Consider the following 15,210-nt stretch of genomic DNA (forward strand, 5'->3'; position numbering starts at 1 on the left):
CAAACAAAAGGAGCTTGCCAATTTGGCAAGCTCCTTTTGTTTTTTGGTACAATGTGAATCGCCCACAAAATTCGCGTAATCCGAAAAATCCGAGCGAATTCGTGGTTCAGATATTCTACTTCAGCGTGAACGTGGTTTTGCCGATCATCACGCCACCCGAATATAGCTCTACCGTGTGCAGACCGGTTTTGTAAGGTGCACCCTTGGCGTACAAAAACTGCACAGGTTGGCGGGTGTTATCAAACACGATGTCCTGCTTGGCGGTGTAAAACGCCTCCGACCCATCAAACCATAAACGTGCCGCCGCCGGTGCTCAGGTTGTATAGCGCCGAGCCGTCGGGCTCGATCAAGCGCATCATGATTTGCTTGGTTTCCTTGGGGGCCACGTCGTTGCGAGCCAGGTTGAAAGTAACTTTTACTTTCTCTACCCGCTTGGCTTTGAACTCGTTGTCGTCGTCGTCCTTTTCTTTGTTGCGGCCGTTGATGATGCCTACCCGGATGTTGTCGGCTTGTAAGCGCGAGGCCACGGCTACCTTGTCCGACAGCTCCTGGTTGGAGCGTACTACCGTCGAGATGGTGTCGGTGAGTTTGTTTTGGCGCTCTTTCAGGGTAGTTGTTTCGGTGTAGAGAGCCTCGTTATCAGCCTTCAACTGAGCAATTTCCTCGTCTTTTTTGCGCAGCTGGTTCTCGAAGTTAGCGGCGCGCTCCTTGAAGCGACGCTGCTCAGCAATAGAGAAGCTGCCCTTGCGGAAGGAGCGCAGTTTCAGCAAATCGGCGTTGATAGAGGCAATGCGAGCCTCCAGCGAGTCGTTGGCTAGGCCCATCCCTTGTACTTCCTGGCTCTGGCGCTCAAAATCAGCCTTTAGGGTTTCGTACTCTTTGATTTGCTGTTCCAGCTTGGAGTCTTTCTCTTTGACAGTGGCTGTCAGCTGCTCGTTTTGCTTGCCTTTCTGCTGATTCAGGTAGAACAGGAAGCCGTTGATGCCCAGTAGCACCAGAAAGAGGGCCACGAACAGCCAGACCCGGTTGTTGTTTTTAGGTTCAGAATTTTGAGTTGGTTCCATGTAATGGGAGGGTTAAGTGATACCCGGTAGATGCGGGTGGGACCAGTACCTTTGTGCACAAAAATAAAGGGATTGTGCACGTGCGCAAGTCCCGGCTTAAATCGGATAAGGTGATGCAACCTACGCAAAAGCTTGATGCCATCTACTGGCAAGGCCGTTACGAGGCCGGACAAACCGGCTGGGATACGGGCCAGATAACGCCACCTCTACGGGAATATTTCATGCAGTTATCCGGGCCTGATGCTCGCCGCATCCTCATTCCGGGCGCTGGACGCGGCTACGAAGCCGAATATTTGCACGGCCAGGGCTACTCCCAGGTGTGGGTGGCCGACGTGGCGCCCGACGCCCTAGCGGCCCTGCAAACCCGCGTGCCCAACTTCCCGGCGGACCACTTGCTGCTACAAGATTTTTTCGCCTTAGCGCCCACCGAGCCATTCGATTTGCTGGTAGAGCAGACGTTCTTTTGTGCCCTCGACCCCGCCCAGCGCCCCGACTATGCCCGGCAGTGCGCCGCGCTTTTGCGCCCCAGTGGCACGCTTGTAGGCTTGCTCTTCGACACGGAGTTTTCGCAGCCCGGCCCACCCTTCGGCGGCAGCGCGGCGGAGTACCGCACCTATTTCGAGCCGTATTTTGATTTCGTGCATTTCGCACCGGCCTATAATTCCTTGAAACCCCGGCAGGGTAGGGAGTTGTTTATGTGTTTGCGCCGGAAAACGGAGGTTAAGCTGTAGCTTGCGTTTCCCACTGTCTACCCTCATTTTTTTGTTTTACCAGCTGGTAGCCCTGTGGCGCTGGCTCCTACCTTGCCTCCTATGTTTGCCCAACTTGCCAACGTCCTGCCGCATTTCCGCAATACCAATTCTGGTCAGTTCTTTCTAATGGCTGGCCCCTGCGTTATTGAGGGCGAAGACATGGCCCTGCGCATTGCTGAGCGCATTAAGCATATCACCGATAAGCTCCAGATTCCTTACATCTTCAAAGGCTCTTACCGCAAGGCCAACCGCTCGCGCCTGGATTCCTTCACCGGCATCGCGACGAAACGGCCCTGCGCATCCTGCAAAAGGTGGGGCGCGAAATTGGGGTGCCTACCGTCACCGACATCCACGAAACCACCGAGGCTGCCTTTGCCGCTGAGTACGTAGACGTGCTGCAAATTCCGGCTTTCCTATGCCGCCAGACCGATTTGCTGATTGCCGCCGCCAAAACCGGCAAAGTGGTGAACGTGAAAAAAGGTCAGTTCTTGAGCGGCGACGCCATGCAGTTTGCCGTGGATAAAGTGCGGCAGTCCGGCAACGAGCATGTGATTCTGACGGAGCGTGGCAACTCGTTCGGCTACTCCGACTTGGTGGTGGACTTCCGCAACCTGCCGGCCATGCAGCAGTTTGGCGTGCCCGTGGTGATGGACGTGACCCACTCCCTACAAAAGCCCAACCAGAGCAGCGGCGTGACGGGCGGCCAGCCGGCCCTCATCGAAACCATTGCCAAAGCCGCCATTGCCGTGGGCGCCGACGGCCTGTTCATCGAAACGCACCCTACCCCCGCCACCGCCAAATCGGACGGGGCCAACATGCTGCCGTTGGATCAGCTGGAGGGTCTGCTCATCCGCCTCACCACGTTGCGCCAGGCCTTGCAGGATACGGGTAGCATCGAGGCCCTGCCGGCATAAACAACGTCTGTCATTCTGAGCTTGCGAAGGACCTTCTCACGGCAGAACGAGGCGTCGTTCAACGTGAAAAGGTTCTTCGCAAGCTCAGGATGACAGACTGTTTTACGTTTCTATATCTTTTCCGCATCTACCTATCTGAATCCCCTTCATGAAACAATTTTTTAAGTACGTGCTGGCTACCCTCACGGGGTTGGTGCTGTTTGGTATACTGAGTTTTGTGCTGTTGCTGGGGGCGCTGTTTGTTCTGGCCAGCTCCGCCGATAAGGAGGTGACGGTGGCTAGCAACTCGGTGCTGGAAATCAAGCTGGATAAGCCGTTGGCTGAGCGCGAAAGCCGCAGCTCGTTGGCGTCGCTCATCAGCTCGCAGGCCGATGATATTGGGCTGGAGCAGGTGAAGGAAGCCATTGGGCGCGCCAAAGACGATGGCGACATCAGAGGCATTCTGCTGAATGTGGAGCTGGTGCAGGGTGGCATGGCCTCGCTGGAGGAAATTCGCGATGCGCTGCTGGATTTCAAGAAATCAGGCAAGTTTATCGTGTCGTATGCCGATGCGCAATCGGAAAAGAGCTACTACTTGGCTTCCGTTGCCAACAAAATCTACCTCAATCCGCAGGGCGCGCTGGAGTTCAACGGTCTCAGCTCGGAGACCTACTACTACAAAAACCTGTTCGATAAGCTGGGCGTGGAGCCGTACATTTTCCGGGTAGGCTCGTTTAAGAGCGCCGTAGAGCCGTATTTCCGCACCAGCATGTCGGATTCGGCGCGGCTGCAAACGTCTTCGTTCCTGAACTCGCTCAACGACTACATGCTGGGTCACGTGGCTACGGCCCGCCGCATTCCGGGGCCGCGCCTCAAGGTTATCAGCGACTCCATGCTGGTGCACAACGCCGACGACGCCAAGCGCCTCGGCCTGGTGACCAACCTGGGCTACTACGATCAGGCTACCGACTACATCAAAGGCAAGCTGGGCGTGGCGAAGGATAAAAAGCTGAGCACCATTGACCTGAGCGACTACGCCAAAAACAGTGAGGATGAAACGCTGGGCAACAACCGGATTGCCGTTATCTACGCAGAGGGCGACATCGTGACGGGTAAGGGTAGCGGCAGCAGCATTGGCAGCACGCGCTTCGCCGAGGCCATCCGCAAAGCCCGCATGGATGACAAAGTGAAAGCCGTAGTACTGCGCGTGAACTCGCCCGGTGGCTCCTCGCTGGCGTCGGATATTATCTACCGCGAGGTGGTGCTCACCAAGAAGGTGAAGCCCATTGTCTGCTCCATGTCGGATGTGGCAGCGTCGGGTGGCTACTTCATTGCCATGGCCTGCGATACCATCGTGGCTCACCCTAATACCATCACGGGTAGCATCGGCGTATTCGGCGTATTGCCGAATATTGGGCCGTTCTTGAGTGAGAAAATTGGGGTGACGACGGACCGGGTGAAAACGGGCGAGTTCTCGGATATTCCCACCATCACGCGGCCGCTCACGGCCTACGAGAAACAGCAGCTACAACAGGAGGTAGACCGCATCTACGCCGATTTCACCACCAAAGCCGCCCAAGGCCGCCACATGCCTGTAGAGCGCCTGCGCCGCTTGGCGTCGGGTAGGGTGTGGTCGGGCAGTGAGGCCAAGGCCCGCGGCCTGGTCGACGTGCTGGGTTCTATGGATGATGCGTTACGTATCGCCGCCCGCCGCGCCAAGCTGAAAGAGGGCGACTACTCCTTGCAGCGCCTACCCCGCCAAAAAACCTTCGTCGAAAGCATGTTCAGTGGCCTGAACGAGGAAGTGCGCTTGCGCATGGTGAAGCAGGAAATGGGCGCGCTCTATCCTATGTACGAGCAATACCAGAAGCTCACACAGATGCGCGGTGTGCAGGCCCGCATGCCGTTTGAGATGACGATTGAGTAACGTTTTACAACGTTTGTCGTCCTGAGCAGAGCGAAGGACCTTCTCACACCAGAACGAGTCGTTGTTACGCCTGTTATTCTGCCGTGAGAAGGTCCTTCGCTCTGCTCAGGATGACAAACGGTCTTACACTTCAACCCCACCCCATGCAACAACTCCGCGAAGCTACTGCCTACCTCCAAACCCACCTGCAAGACTTTCAACCCGAATTCGGTATTATCCTCGGTACCGGTTTAGGTGGATTGGTGCAGGAAATCGAAGTGGCCCACACGTTTTCCTACGCTGATATTCCGCATTTTCCAGTGTCTACGGTAGAGAGCCACTCGGGCAAGCTGCTGGCGGGCACGCTGGCGGGTAGGCGGGTGCTGGTGATGCAGGGGCGCTTTCACTTCTATGAGGGCTACTCCATGGAGCAAGTAGTGTTTCCGGTGCGCGTGCTGAAGCTACTGGGCATTCAGAAGCTGTTTGTGAGCAACGCCGGTGGCGGCCTCAACCCTGATTACAACTACGCCGACCTCATGCTCATTGAGGACCACATCAACCTGCAACCCACCAACCCGCTCATCGGCAAAAACCTGGACGAGTTGGGCCCGCGCTTCCCCGATATGCTGGAGCCCTACGACCACAGCCTGCTGTCCCTAGCCGAAAAAGCTGCTCAGGATTTAGGATTCGCCGACAAAGTGCGGCGCGGCGTGTACGCCTCCCTACCCGGCCCCATGCTGGAAACTCCCGCCGAGTACCGCTACCTGCGCACCATCGGGGCCGATGGGGTAGGGATGAGCACTGTGCCCGAAGTCATTGCCGCCGTGCACATGCAACTGCCCGTGCTGGCCATATCCGTCATCACCGACCTATGCGCGCCCGGCAAGCTCAAGCGCGTGCAATTAGTTGATATTCTGCGCGTAGCCGCTGATGCAGAGCCTCGGCTTACGGCGTTATTGAAAGCGGTGATAGAGCAGTGTTGAAGTGGTGAAGTTGTGGGGTTATGAATTTATGAATGAAAAAAGCCTGTCATCCTGAGCGCAGCGAAAGACCTTACGCCAGCTGAACGAGCCGTTATTACGCTTGTCGTTCTGATGTGATAAGGTCCTTCGCAAGCTCAGGATGACAGACGATGCACAACTTCACAAACCCATAACTTCACCTTATTCTCGCAGAATAATATTCTGCCGCTGCACGCTCAGTACCGTGAATACCCCAATGCCGCCCGTCACGGTTGATTTTACGCCGGAGGGCTGCGCGAAGGGGTTGTTGTTGGCACTGCGCGCATCCTGCACCGATTGCAGAAAATCGTAATAGGGCGTATCGAGGTGGAAGAGGCTGACGATGAGCGTGTCGTTGGGCCGAAACTCGTAGGACGTGCCTAGCGTGATACTCTGGCCATCGGTGAGGCGGTCCTGCACGGTATATTCCACTTCCGGTTCGCGGAGGAGGGAGCGGCGATGCACCATGAAACGGTAGGCGTCGCCTAGGCCGGCGGGGTCCTGGAAGGTGTTGAGGACGTAGGCCTTGCGCTGGTCGCCGGTTTCGTTGTTGAAACGCCACTCCACCTTCTGAATCGGTACGGTGGCGGGCACGGTGGCCGTGCCGGTGAGGCGCCTACCTTGCTTGTCGTATACCTCCAGCCCAAAGATGTCGCCAGGGCGGGCATTCAGTCGCCGCCGACCAATGTGTGTGTAACCTTTGCGCGTCGTGCGGTCGATGGTCGGCGCGTACATAAGCGTGTCGCGGGTGCCATTGGGACGGATGATGATGGCCGTGGCATCGTCTACCAAGGGTATCACTGCCTCAGCTAGGTAGGGCTGCGTTTCGGTAATAGTCAGGCGCGGCACTACGTTCGGCTCCAGGTACGCCTCCACAACCAACTGCGACGGCCCAAAGGGCAATTCCACGTCAATGTCTTGTTGCAGGCTGCCGCAGCCGGCCAGTAGGGTAGGAGAGAAGAGGCTCAGCAACAGCCAGGCAGCAGGTCGGCGGCGGAAACAGCGCATCAGGTTAGAATTTGAAGTTGTACGTAACCGACGGAATAGTCGGAAACAGCGACACCTGCCGGGCTCTGTATCCCGTGGTGAGGTTGGTCTGCGGATCTTCTATCCGGTCGAAGTAGATGAAGTACGGATTGCGCCGGTTGTAGGCATTGTAAATGCTCAACGTCAGGTCCGACTCGCCGTGGCGGGGGCGCAGCTTATACACCAGGCCCAGATCGAGGCGGTTATAGGGCGCCAAACGGTAGGTGTTACGCTCGGGGTAAAGTGGTACCGCCACCGGGTTGCCGCCGCTGCCCAGCGCATCTTGGTAGATGAAACGCCCCTGCGGCAGTGTAGTAGCGGCTCCCGAGGTGAATACAAATGAGCCCGTGAGGTTGATGCGCGGCGAAAGCTGGTGCAGCACCACCACCGTCAGGTTATGGCGCCGGTCGTAGGTAGGGTAGTAAATAGCACCGTTGTTGATGCCTGTGGTGCCGCGCTGGGGCGGAAAGCGCCGCTTAGTCCAGGCCAGGGTGTAACCAATCCAGCCGGTGGTTTTGCCTTCTTTTTTCTCCAGGTAAATTTCGTCGCCGTAAGCCCAGCCCTTGCCAAACAGAAACTCCTGGTCCAGATCGGCATTGGCAAACAGCTGGGCGCCGTCCCGAAAATCAATCTGGTTTTCGGCCCACTTATAGTATACCTCGTTTGTCAGCAAATACTTGCCGCCGCCCAGCAGCCAGCTCACGCCCGTGGCTACCTGTTGCGAGCGTTGCGGCTTCACTGATAGGCGCGAAGGGTACCAGATGTCGGTGGGTAGGGACGCGCCCGAGTTTGTTACCAAGTGAACGTACTGGTACATCAGCGCGTAGTTGGCCTTCAGGCTGAGGGTAGGGGAAAGGGAATAGCGCGCCGCCACGCGGGGCTCGATGCCACCATAGGTATCGGAGCCGCTGTGAAAGCCCGACAGGCGCAGGCCATAATCAAGCTGCCACTTGTCGTTGACAGTAAAGTTGTCGGACGCGTACAGGCCGCCTTCCTGGCCAGTGTAGCTTACATCGGAGCCGAAGTTGACCAGGTTGCTCACGCTTTCGGCCTGCAAACGGCCTACCCCAAAGTCGTGCGAAGTGATAGTGGCCCCGGCTTTCAGAATATGCCGATTATCAGTGGTGTGGTATTCCAGATCGGAGCGCAGGCTCAGGTCGCGGATAGTAGAGGCCAGGCCGAAGCTGAACTCGTCCAGCGCATTGCCGATGTTGTAGCGGTAGCGCGTGAAGGAAGCCGTGGTATTCAGGTACAGGCGCGGTGCAAAGGTGTGCTGCCAGCGCAGCGCGCCCAGCGTATTGCCCCACTCGAAGTTGATGTTAAAGCCACCGTCGCTCTTAAAGCCAAACACATCCTTGCCGTAATAGCCAGTCAGGAACACCTGGTCTTTGCGGCCCAACTGGTAGTTGGCTTTCAAGTTGAGGTCCTGAAAGTAGTAGTCGGGAATGGGGCTGTAATCTACTGTGCCTTCGTTCACCCGGTTGATGGCCCGCGTGAACACATCAAAATACGTGCGGCGCCCGGAAACCAGAAAGGAGCCCTTGCCCTTGTTCAGCGGCCCTTCCACGGCCAAGCGCGATGAAATCAGGCCGATGCCGCCGCTCACGCCTACCTTTTCATGGCTGCCCTCGCGCAGACGCACATCAATAATAGAGGAAAGCCGCCCGCCATATTGCGCCGGAAAACCGCCCTTATACAAATCCACGCTCTGCACTGCATCAGGGTTGAACACCGAAAACAGCCCGAACAAGTGCGCTGGGTTGTAGACCACCGCATCATCTACCAACACCAGGTTTTGGTCCGATGAGCCGCCACGTACAAACAGGCCCGAGGTGCCCTCGCCGCCGTTCTGCACGCCGGGTTTGAGTTGCAGGGTTTTCAGCAAATCCACTTCCCCAAACAGCGCGGGTAGGAGCTTAGCCTCGCGGGTGGTCAGGCGCTCCACGCTCATCTGCGTGGTCTGAAGTTTCTGCTCCAGCGTGCCCGAGCCACGCACAATCACCTCGCCCAGCTCATTGGCTGCGGTAGGCAACTCCACTAACAGGCGCTGGTCGCGGCGCAGCGTGATGGTGCGCGTAACGGGCTGATAGCCAAGAAAGGAAACGACTACCTCGTGCGTGCCCGGGGGTAGGGGCAAGGAGTAGGCCCCCTGGGCATCGGTGGCGGTGCCGGTGGCCGAAGCAGGCACCGCCACCGACGCGCCGGGTAAAATTTCGTGCGTGTCGGCGGCGCGCACCACGCCACTAAGGGTATACTGCGTTTGCGCCAGCGCAAACAACGGTAGTAGTAGACTGACTACTAGAAGGGTACAGCGTGCAAACAACAGACGAAGGGTTTCGGGGCGAATGGTAGAAAAGTGCGGGCAAATGCCGCCTACTCCAACGCCCAACCTCGTCGGATAGTTTGTCGGTTAGGAATTGCGCACCAACAAAGCTACTTCAACGATTGACAAAGCCCTGCAACGCCTGATTGAGCTGCGGCGCGGGCACCACGCCCGCCTGCCGCCACACGGGCTGCCCATTCTGAAACAGAATAAGGGTAGGAATGCTCTGCACTCGAAACTGTTGGGCCACCGCCTGGTTGCGGTCCACGTCAATCTTGATGACGCGCAGCTTGCCCTGGTGTTGCTGGGCTACCTGTTGCAGAATGGGCGCCATGGTTTTGCACGGGCCGCACCAATCGGCGTAAAAATCGACCAGCACCGGCATGCCAGGGCTGTTAATTAACTCGGAAAAAGACTTCTTCGGCATGAGAAAAATGGTTGCGGAGTTGGAGAGGAAATGAACTACTCCGCATACGCAGGCGCCGACAAAAAGGCTTCTACTTCCGCTTCTCAACAACTGTTACGTCGTTGCCGGCTTTTTCAAACTCGAAGAAACCCCCTACTACCTTTTTGCCGCTCACCTGACACTCCCACACGTAGCGGCCGGGCGCCGCCGTGCCTGCCTCGTTGCGGTCCGACTTGAAATAGTCGGCCTCGGAAGGCTCGGAGGGGAAGATAACGTCTACGCCTTTTTGCCCTGCTGGTATCTGCTTTTCCAGCATATAGCTTTTGCCGGTCGATTGGTTGGTCACCACAAACTTAGCGGTGTACGCCCCCAACTGACCAAACTTATCCACCACACCCAACTTCACGTACGAGTCCGTCGATACCAGCCAGGTTTGCGCGTGAGAGGCAGTGGAGCTTAGTAGGAGCAGGGTCAGCGCGAAACCGGCTGCTCGTAGCAGTGTGGTCAAACCAGATAAAGAGGAAGTAGAAGTGGGCATACGCAAAAGATGAAATGTGAGGAGTAAAAAGCTAGGTTTTGGGGTTATTCTACTGGCCGAACTGCTTGCCTAGTGTCTTGTGGAAGCAATTGCAATGAGTTGAAAATTTTGGATTAACATATTTCAAAAGAATCAGCTAAATATAAAATATTATGGAAAAATAGGCTGTTGATATTTATGAATTTTATAATATATATGAATTATTATACAGTGACCATAAAAAATACTACCCAAGCAGCTAAGTAGAATATGGCACGCCGTCGGAAAGAGGTATTTGCTAAATCTGTGCCGGAAGAGCCGCAGTGTGCGCTGTGCTTGCGGCGGGTAAGGCAGGTAACGCGCCACCACTTGGTGCCGCGAGAAGAAGGTGGTAAGTATGGGCCTGTGGCTGACTTATGCCAGCCGTGTCACAGCACGGTGCACCTTTTGCTACCCAACAAAACCCTGGCTCGGCAGTACGGGACCATCGAGGCTCTACGGGAAGCAGAGGAGTTGCAGAAGTATCTGGGTTGGATTCGGAACAACCGCGTAGAACGGATTTCCAACCGACGTGGCAAGTATAAATAAAGCAATTTTAGTTGTAAGGTTTTAAATAGGACTATGTATGGTTGAGGGTTTGCTCGATATTCTTGCCGCCGGGCAGGAAGCAGGCAGGCTGCTACCTTTACCATCATGACTTCTGCCCGCTACTTCGTTCCATTTGCCCAGCTACGCCAGCAGCCTACCATCCTGGTAGATAGCACCGGCTTGGGCGCCGCCCTCACGCTGGCGCACTGGCGCGGAGCCGCTACCCCTACACCGTTGCGCGACGATACCAGCGCCGGCTCGGTGCTGCGTGCCCTGCACCAGCCCGCCATGCCTGGACTGGAAGCGCAAGCCGTATCGGCCAACCACTTCGACGTAGACGGATTTGTGGGCGTGTGGAGCCTGCTGCACCCCGAACTAGCGCTGCGCCACGAGCACCTATTGCGCCTGGTGGCTACCCTCGGCGACTTCCGCGAAATTGATTGGCACGACCCGCAGGCCAACCACGCCCTACAACTGGTTTGCTGGCTGAATGCCGAGGAAAAAGCACGGTTCTACGAGCCGTTTGGGGCGCCCGCTCGGCGGCGGCGCGAGGACGAGGCTTCGGCCGAAAAGTTTGCGTGGTTCCTGCCGGGCTTTGCCGCGGTGCTGGAAAACCCAACGTCCGAACGCGCCGTGTGGCTGCCGGAATACGAACGGGTGCAGCAAGCTGCAGCCATCATGCAAAGCCCCGCTACCCGCCTCACGCCCTACCCCGAAATTGGGCTGATGGTGGTGCGCACGCCGGAGCCGCTACCTTACTACGCGCTGTTCGGCCCCACGGCAGGTTTCGATATGGTGCTGAGCCTCTATGATAATCAGCGGTACGAATTTGAGTACAAATACACGACGTGGATTGACCTGGAATCGCGCCCCACGCTACCCCGGATGCCGCTCGATACGCTGGCTAATCGTCTGAATGCGCTGGAACAAACCACCCGCCGCTGGACTCACGACGGCATCACCGATACCGGTCCGCTGCTGCGCCTCTCTGGCAAAGGCCTCACCAAGGCCCAGCGCTACGCCGACCCCGACCAGCGGCCTCTGTACCAATCGTCTATCGCATTGGAAGAAATAGAGCGTGAAGTCGTGTCGTTTTTTCAGCAGGGTTACGCCACCATAGAGCCGCGCCGCTACTGGACGTGGGCAGAGATACGGGCGGCCGGGCAGTAGCGCCGCGCTGGAAATCGGCGCTACTGCTCTTCCCCAAACCCAATAACTCGCAACGTACTCACGCCGCCGGCTCCCTTGCGCACATTGATTTGTGTGCTCACGCGTTCCTTCAGTGCCTCCACGTGGGAAATGATACCGATGGTTTTGCCGGTGCCCTGCAAGGTTTCGAGAGCCGATAGGGCCACATCGAGCGTGTCGGGGTCGAGGGTGCCAAAGCCTTCGTCGATGAAGAGCGTGTCGATTTGCGTTTTGCGGCCGGCCAGCTCCGAGAGGCCCAGGGCCAGCGCAAGGCTCACCAGAAAGCTTTCCCCGCCTGATAGCGAGTTCATGGAGCGCACGTTGTCGGCTTGGTAGTGGTCGGTGATGAGTAGGTCGAGGTGCTCCTGCGGGTTGCGGCTGATGCGGTAGCGGTCCGAGAAGCGGTGCAGGTGGCGGTTGGCCAAGTCTACCAAGCGGGCTAGGGTCAGGCCTTGGGCAAATTCGCTGAACTTCTTGCCATCAGCCGAGCCGATGAGGTCCGTGAGCTGCCGCCAGCGGCGAGCCTGTTTCTGCTGCTGCTCAATCTCTACCACCAACGAAGCGTGCTTGGCTACCCCGGCGCGGTGGTCGGCGAGGCGCTGTTGGCGCTGGCCAAGCTGCTGGTTGAGAGTAGCAAGTTGCTGGGTGTTGTCAGTTAGTTGCTGCGTGATGACCTCCGGCAGCTCCGGTGTGAGGGCGCGGACTTCCTCTTGTTGAAGCTGCTCGGCGGTTTCGCGTAGCGTCTGCTCGGCCAGGCTGGCGTCTTGCTCGTGGCGGCGGAGCTGGCTTTGCAGGTTGCCTACCTCCGCATCGGGTAGGAGCAGGGTAGGGAGGATGGTCGGGTCAGGCGCGAGGCTAGCCGCGCCCAGCGCCGCCGACAGGGTAGCGTGGCGTTCAGCTTGCACTTGCTGCTGCTGCGCAACATCTTGCTCCCGCTGGCGCAGCTTGTCGGTGGCGATGGTGAGCGTGGTGGTCTGTTGCTGTAGCTGCTGCTCAGCTTGTTGGCGGCGCTGGTCGGCGGTGCGCACGGCCGTTTCCAACTGGCGGCGGGCGTCGGCTACGCTGGTGGTATTGGGTAGCAGCTCGTGGCGCTGCTGCTGGCGCTGCACAATTGCCTGGTGCTGCTGCGCCAGGGCCTCGCGGCGCTGATCCAGTTCCAATTGCAGCCGTTTGCGCTCTTTCTCAGCAGTGGCGGCGCGTTCGTTTTCCAAGTCGAGCTTGCGTTCCAGCTGCTCGGCTTCCAACTGCTTGCGACGGAAATCGGCACCGGCAGCTTCCAGATTTCGCACCAACGCTGCGCCGTTCTCACCCGAAAACTCCAGCCCAAACGACCGGATCAGGCTGGTGATGTTCTCCTTCATCAAAGGCTCCTGTTCGCGCGCATCCTGCAAGCGCGTGGTCAGACGCTCTAGCTCGGCCCGAAGCTGTTGCTGCTGCTGTTGGGCGTTGTGTTGGTCTGCCTGGGCTTTGGCCTGAATGAGTTGGGCCTGCTGCTGCAACTGTTCCGTATCACTCAGCTCCTTAGCTAAGGCGCGCACGGTGGCCGGTATAGTCGTTTCTTCCTCTTCCGACAACCACCGCACCACTGCCGTTTCGGGCTCACTTAAAGGAGCGCCGTTTTCCAGCAGTCCGCTGATGCCCACTAGCCGGTTGATTCGCCCTTTCAAGGCTACTATTTGCTTCTCCAGGGCTTGCTCCCGTTCCCGGTCGCGCTGCACGGAGTCTTTGCTCACGCCTAGCACGCCGGTGGCATAGGGGTGCTCCACGGCCCCACAGAGTGGGCAGGCTTCGCCGGCTAACAAATGCTGGCGGGCTTCTTCGTGGGTCAGAATGAGCTGATGCGCATGCATGAGGCGGCGCAAATCCTGCAAACTATCATCCAGCGCGGCGGCTTCGCGGTGCAAGCGGGCTACGTGGTGCGTTAGCTGGTAGCGCCAATCGGTGCGGGCGGTAGCGGCGGTGGCGTGCCGCTGGGCCAGGGTAGTGAGCTGGGTGTTGGTTTCGGCGAGTAGCTGGGTGCTGTTGGTCTCGGTGCTGGTGGCGGCCGTCAGTTGGCGCTGGCGCTCCCGAATCAACTCCGTCAGCCCTGTAAGCTCAGTACGGTTGTGCTGCCAATCCTGGAGGTAGCCACTCAAAGGCGCCAGGGCTTCCGATGCGCTGCTGAGGACGGTGTGACGCGTAAGCCACTCGCGCAATGTGCGGGCCTGCTGCTCCTGCTGATGCACCTGCGCGGCGGCCAGGGTAGCCGTATTTTTCTGCTCTTTCCATTGAAGGTTGAAGCCTTGGTATTCCTGCTTGCCCTTCTCTAGTTGATGTTGCTGGTCGGCTAGCTGATGGTCAAGCAGCTCGGCGGCACGCAGCTTGGGCTCCTGCTCTGCCTGAGTGGCAGTGGCCTGCGTATGGACCTCGCGGGCGGTGTGCAGCGTGGCTTCGGCGGTGGCGCGGCGCTCTTGCAGTTGCGGTAGTTGCTCTTGCAGCTGGCCTACCTCGGTGCGTAGCCGGCCTAGCTGCTGCTCGGCTTGGCGGAGCAAGGCATAATCGGTGGCGAAAGGTGCGGCCTGCTGATGCAGCGCCAAACGCTGCCGCAATGGGGCCAGCGTTTCGGCCTGGGCAGCCAACTGCTGCTGGCGTTGCTGGGTGGTGTGCTGACGTTGGCGCAGGTCGTACAGCCTTTGGTGCCACTGCCGCGCCTCGCGCAGCTGCTCCTGGGTGGTAGTAGCGGTTTCGAGCTGAGTGGTTAGTTCCTGCGCTTCGGCTTCCAGCGCCCCTACCTCTTCTGCCGACAACAGCGTTACGCCCGCCAGACCCGCCCGCAATTGCTCTACCCGTTGGGCTTCCTCCTTGGCCCGTTGGAACGCCGCCACCGAAATATCGGAGTACTTGCGCGTGTCAGTAATCTTCTCCAACAGTTGGGCCCGCTCGCCGGGGCTCGATTTCAGAAACCGGGTGAAGTCGCCTTGGGCCAGCAGCACCGAGCGCAGAAACTGCCGGTATTCCAGCCCGCTCAGCTCGGCCACGCGCACCGGCACCCGCGACTTGTAGCTTTCCAGAATCGGCCATTTATCGGGCGCCTCGGGGGTAGGCGTTTCGGGTTGCTCGCTCAGCTCCATTTTGGGGTCCTGGAGGTTGCCACCGGGCTTGCGGCGGGCGCGGTACTGCCCCCACTTCGAGCGGTAGGTTTTGCCGTTCACCTGAAATTCCACCTCGGCCCAGCTCTCGCCCGTGCCGTGGCTCATCACCTGCTCGGGACCGCTACCCTCGTGGCGCGGCACCTGGCCGTAGAGGGCCAGCGTGATGGCGTCGAGGATGGTGGTTTTGCCGGCGCCGGTAGGGCCGGTAATGGCAAACAGCCCCGCATCGGCCAGAGGGGCGTGGCTGAAATCAACAAAATGCTCCCCGCGCAGGGAGTTGAGATTGAAAAAGCGGACGCGGAGAATTTTCATGCGGAGTAAATACCAGGGCGGACCACGAAGTTACTGCGCTAAAAGAAACTGCATGGTGAGACAAGGCGCAGAGTCACCTTTTGATACTTGAAGAAGTAGGCGT

At 58.3% G+C, this 15,210-nt stretch carries 12 protein-coding genes and 1 pseudogene; 6 read left to right on the forward strand and 7 right to left on the reverse strand.

Annotation, left to right across the window (positions count from 1 at the left end):
* Window positions 1-115: 115 nt before the first annotated feature.
* Together F1C16_RS22900 and F1C16_RS02415 are read right to left on the reverse strand one after the other, a co-directional pair.
* Window positions 116-247 (reverse strand): hypothetical protein, encoded by a 132-nt coding sequence (locus tag F1C16_RS22900; RefSeq protein WP_258049001.1) that lies wholly within the window; start codon window positions 245-247, stop codon window positions 116-118.
* A 37-nt stretch (window positions 248-284) separates the two neighbouring features.
* Entirely contained in the window at window positions 285-1,064 is a 780-nt protein-coding gene (locus tag F1C16_RS02415) for a hypothetical protein (RefSeq protein WP_258049002.1), read from the reverse strand.
* 53 nt (window positions 1,065-1,117) lie between these two features.
* Between F1C16_RS02415 and F1C16_RS02420 the strand changes: the two genes are divergently transcribed.
* The 4 genes and pseudogenes from F1C16_RS02420 to F1C16_RS02435 all read left to right on the forward strand — a co-directional run bounded on the left by F1C16_RS02420 (window position 1,118) and on the right by F1C16_RS02435 (window position 5,598).
* Window positions 1,118-1,795: a methyltransferase domain-containing protein gene (locus F1C16_RS02420; protein WP_308461646.1), complete on the forward strand. Its 678-nt coding sequence runs from the start codon at window positions 1,118-1,120 to the stop codon at window positions 1,793-1,795.
* A gap of 81 nt (window positions 1,796-1,876) precedes the next feature.
* A pseudogene (kdsA, locus tag F1C16_RS02425) lies at window positions 1,877-2,730 on the forward strand (3-deoxy-8-phosphooctulonate synthase).
* A 148-nt stretch (window positions 2,731-2,878) separates the two neighbouring features.
* Entirely contained in the window at window positions 2,879-4,636 is a 1,758-nt protein-coding gene (sppA, locus tag F1C16_RS02430; RefSeq protein WP_185282791.1) for a signal peptide peptidase SppA, read from the forward strand.
* 143 nt (window positions 4,637-4,779) lie between these two features.
* The gene (locus F1C16_RS02435) at window positions 4,780-5,598 is read left to right on the forward strand and encodes a purine-nucleoside phosphorylase (protein ID WP_185282792.1); all 819 of its coding nucleotides are present in this window, start codon (window positions 4,780-4,782) and stop codon (window positions 5,596-5,598) included.
* 180 nt (window positions 5,599-5,778) lie between these two features.
* Here the strand turns inward: F1C16_RS02435 and F1C16_RS02440 are convergent, their stop codons facing one another.
* From F1C16_RS02440 to F1C16_RS02455, 4 genes are all read right to left on the reverse strand, one after another.
* Entirely contained in the window at window positions 5,779-6,624 is an 846-nt protein-coding gene (locus F1C16_RS02440) for a DUF4249 domain-containing protein (protein ID WP_185282793.1), read from the reverse strand.
* A 4-nt stretch (window positions 6,625-6,628) separates the two neighbouring features.
* Window positions 6,629-8,965: a TonB-dependent receptor gene (locus tag F1C16_RS02445; RefSeq protein ID WP_258049003.1), complete on the reverse strand. Its 2,337-nt coding sequence runs from the start codon at window positions 8,963-8,965 to the stop codon at window positions 6,629-6,631.
* 115 nt (window positions 8,966-9,080) lie between these two features.
* Window positions 9,081-9,392, reverse strand: coding sequence for a thioredoxin (gene trxA / locus F1C16_RS02450; protein ID WP_185282794.1), 312 nt, complete (start codon window positions 9,390-9,392; stop codon window positions 9,081-9,083).
* 70 nt (window positions 9,393-9,462) lie between these two features.
* The gene (locus tag F1C16_RS02455) at window positions 9,463-9,909 is read right to left on the reverse strand and encodes a hypothetical protein (RefSeq protein ID WP_185282795.1); all 447 of its coding nucleotides are present in this window, start codon (window positions 9,907-9,909) and stop codon (window positions 9,463-9,465) included.
* A gap of 249 nt (window positions 9,910-10,158) precedes the next feature.
* Between F1C16_RS02455 and F1C16_RS02460 the strand changes: the two genes are divergently transcribed.
* Together F1C16_RS02460 and F1C16_RS02465 are read left to right on the forward strand one after the other, a co-directional pair.
* Window positions 10,159-10,476, forward strand: coding sequence for an HNH endonuclease (locus F1C16_RS02460; protein WP_185282796.1), 318 nt, complete (start codon window positions 10,159-10,161; stop codon window positions 10,474-10,476).
* 105 nt (window positions 10,477-10,581) lie between these two features.
* Complete coding sequence (locus F1C16_RS02465; protein ID WP_185282797.1) at window positions 10,582-11,646, forward strand: DUF6687 family protein; 1,065 nt, start codon at window positions 10,582-10,584, stop codon at window positions 11,644-11,646.
* 20 nt (window positions 11,647-11,666) lie between these two features.
* Here the strand turns inward: F1C16_RS02465 and F1C16_RS02470 are convergent, their stop codons facing one another.
* A complete protein-coding gene (locus F1C16_RS02470) occupies window positions 11,667-15,107 on the reverse strand; it encodes an AAA family ATPase (RefSeq protein ID WP_185282798.1) in 3,441 nt (1,146 codons plus the stop codon).
* Window positions 15,108-15,210: the final 103 nt, after the last annotated feature.

The organism is Hymenobacter sp. NBH84 (assembly GCF_014217645.1).
Taxonomy (GTDB): Bacteria; Bacteroidota; Bacteroidia; order Cytophagales; family Hymenobacteraceae; genus Hymenobacter; species Hymenobacter profundi.

What these genes read in the sequence shown, in the direction of transcription:
- F1C16_RS02465 (WP_185282797.1), top strand. Translation starts at nt 10,582, where the DNA reads ATGACTTCTGCCCGCTACTTCGTTCCATTTGCCCAGCTACGCCAGCAG.
- sppA (WP_185282791.1), top strand. Translation starts at nt 2,879, where the DNA reads ATGAAACAATTTTTTAAGTACGTGCTGGCTACCCTCACGGGGTTGGTG.
- F1C16_RS02415 (WP_258049002.1), bottom strand. Translation starts at nt 1,064, where the DNA reads ATGGAACCAACTCAAAATTCTGAACCTAAAAACAACAACCGGGTCTGG.
- F1C16_RS02455 (WP_185282795.1), bottom strand. Translation starts at nt 9,909, where the DNA reads ATGCCCACTTCTACTTCCTCTTTATCTGGTTTGACCACACTGCTACGA.
- trxA (WP_185282794.1), bottom strand. Translation starts at nt 9,392, where the DNA reads ATGCCGAAGAAGTCTTTTTCCGAGTTAATTAACAGCCCTGGCATGCCG.
- F1C16_RS02470 (WP_185282798.1), bottom strand. Translation starts at nt 15,107, where the DNA reads ATGAAAATTCTCCGCGTCCGCTTTTTCAATCTCAACTCCCTGCGCGGG.
- F1C16_RS02435 (WP_185282792.1), top strand. Translation starts at nt 4,780, where the DNA reads ATGCAACAACTCCGCGAAGCTACTGCCTACCTCCAAACCCACCTGCAA.
- F1C16_RS02460 (WP_185282796.1), top strand. Translation starts at nt 10,159, where the DNA reads ATGGCACGCCGTCGGAAAGAGGTATTTGCTAAATCTGTGCCGGAAGAG.
- F1C16_RS02440 (WP_185282793.1), bottom strand. Translation starts at nt 6,624, where the DNA reads ATGCGCTGTTTCCGCCGCCGACCTGCTGCCTGGCTGTTGCTGAGCCTC.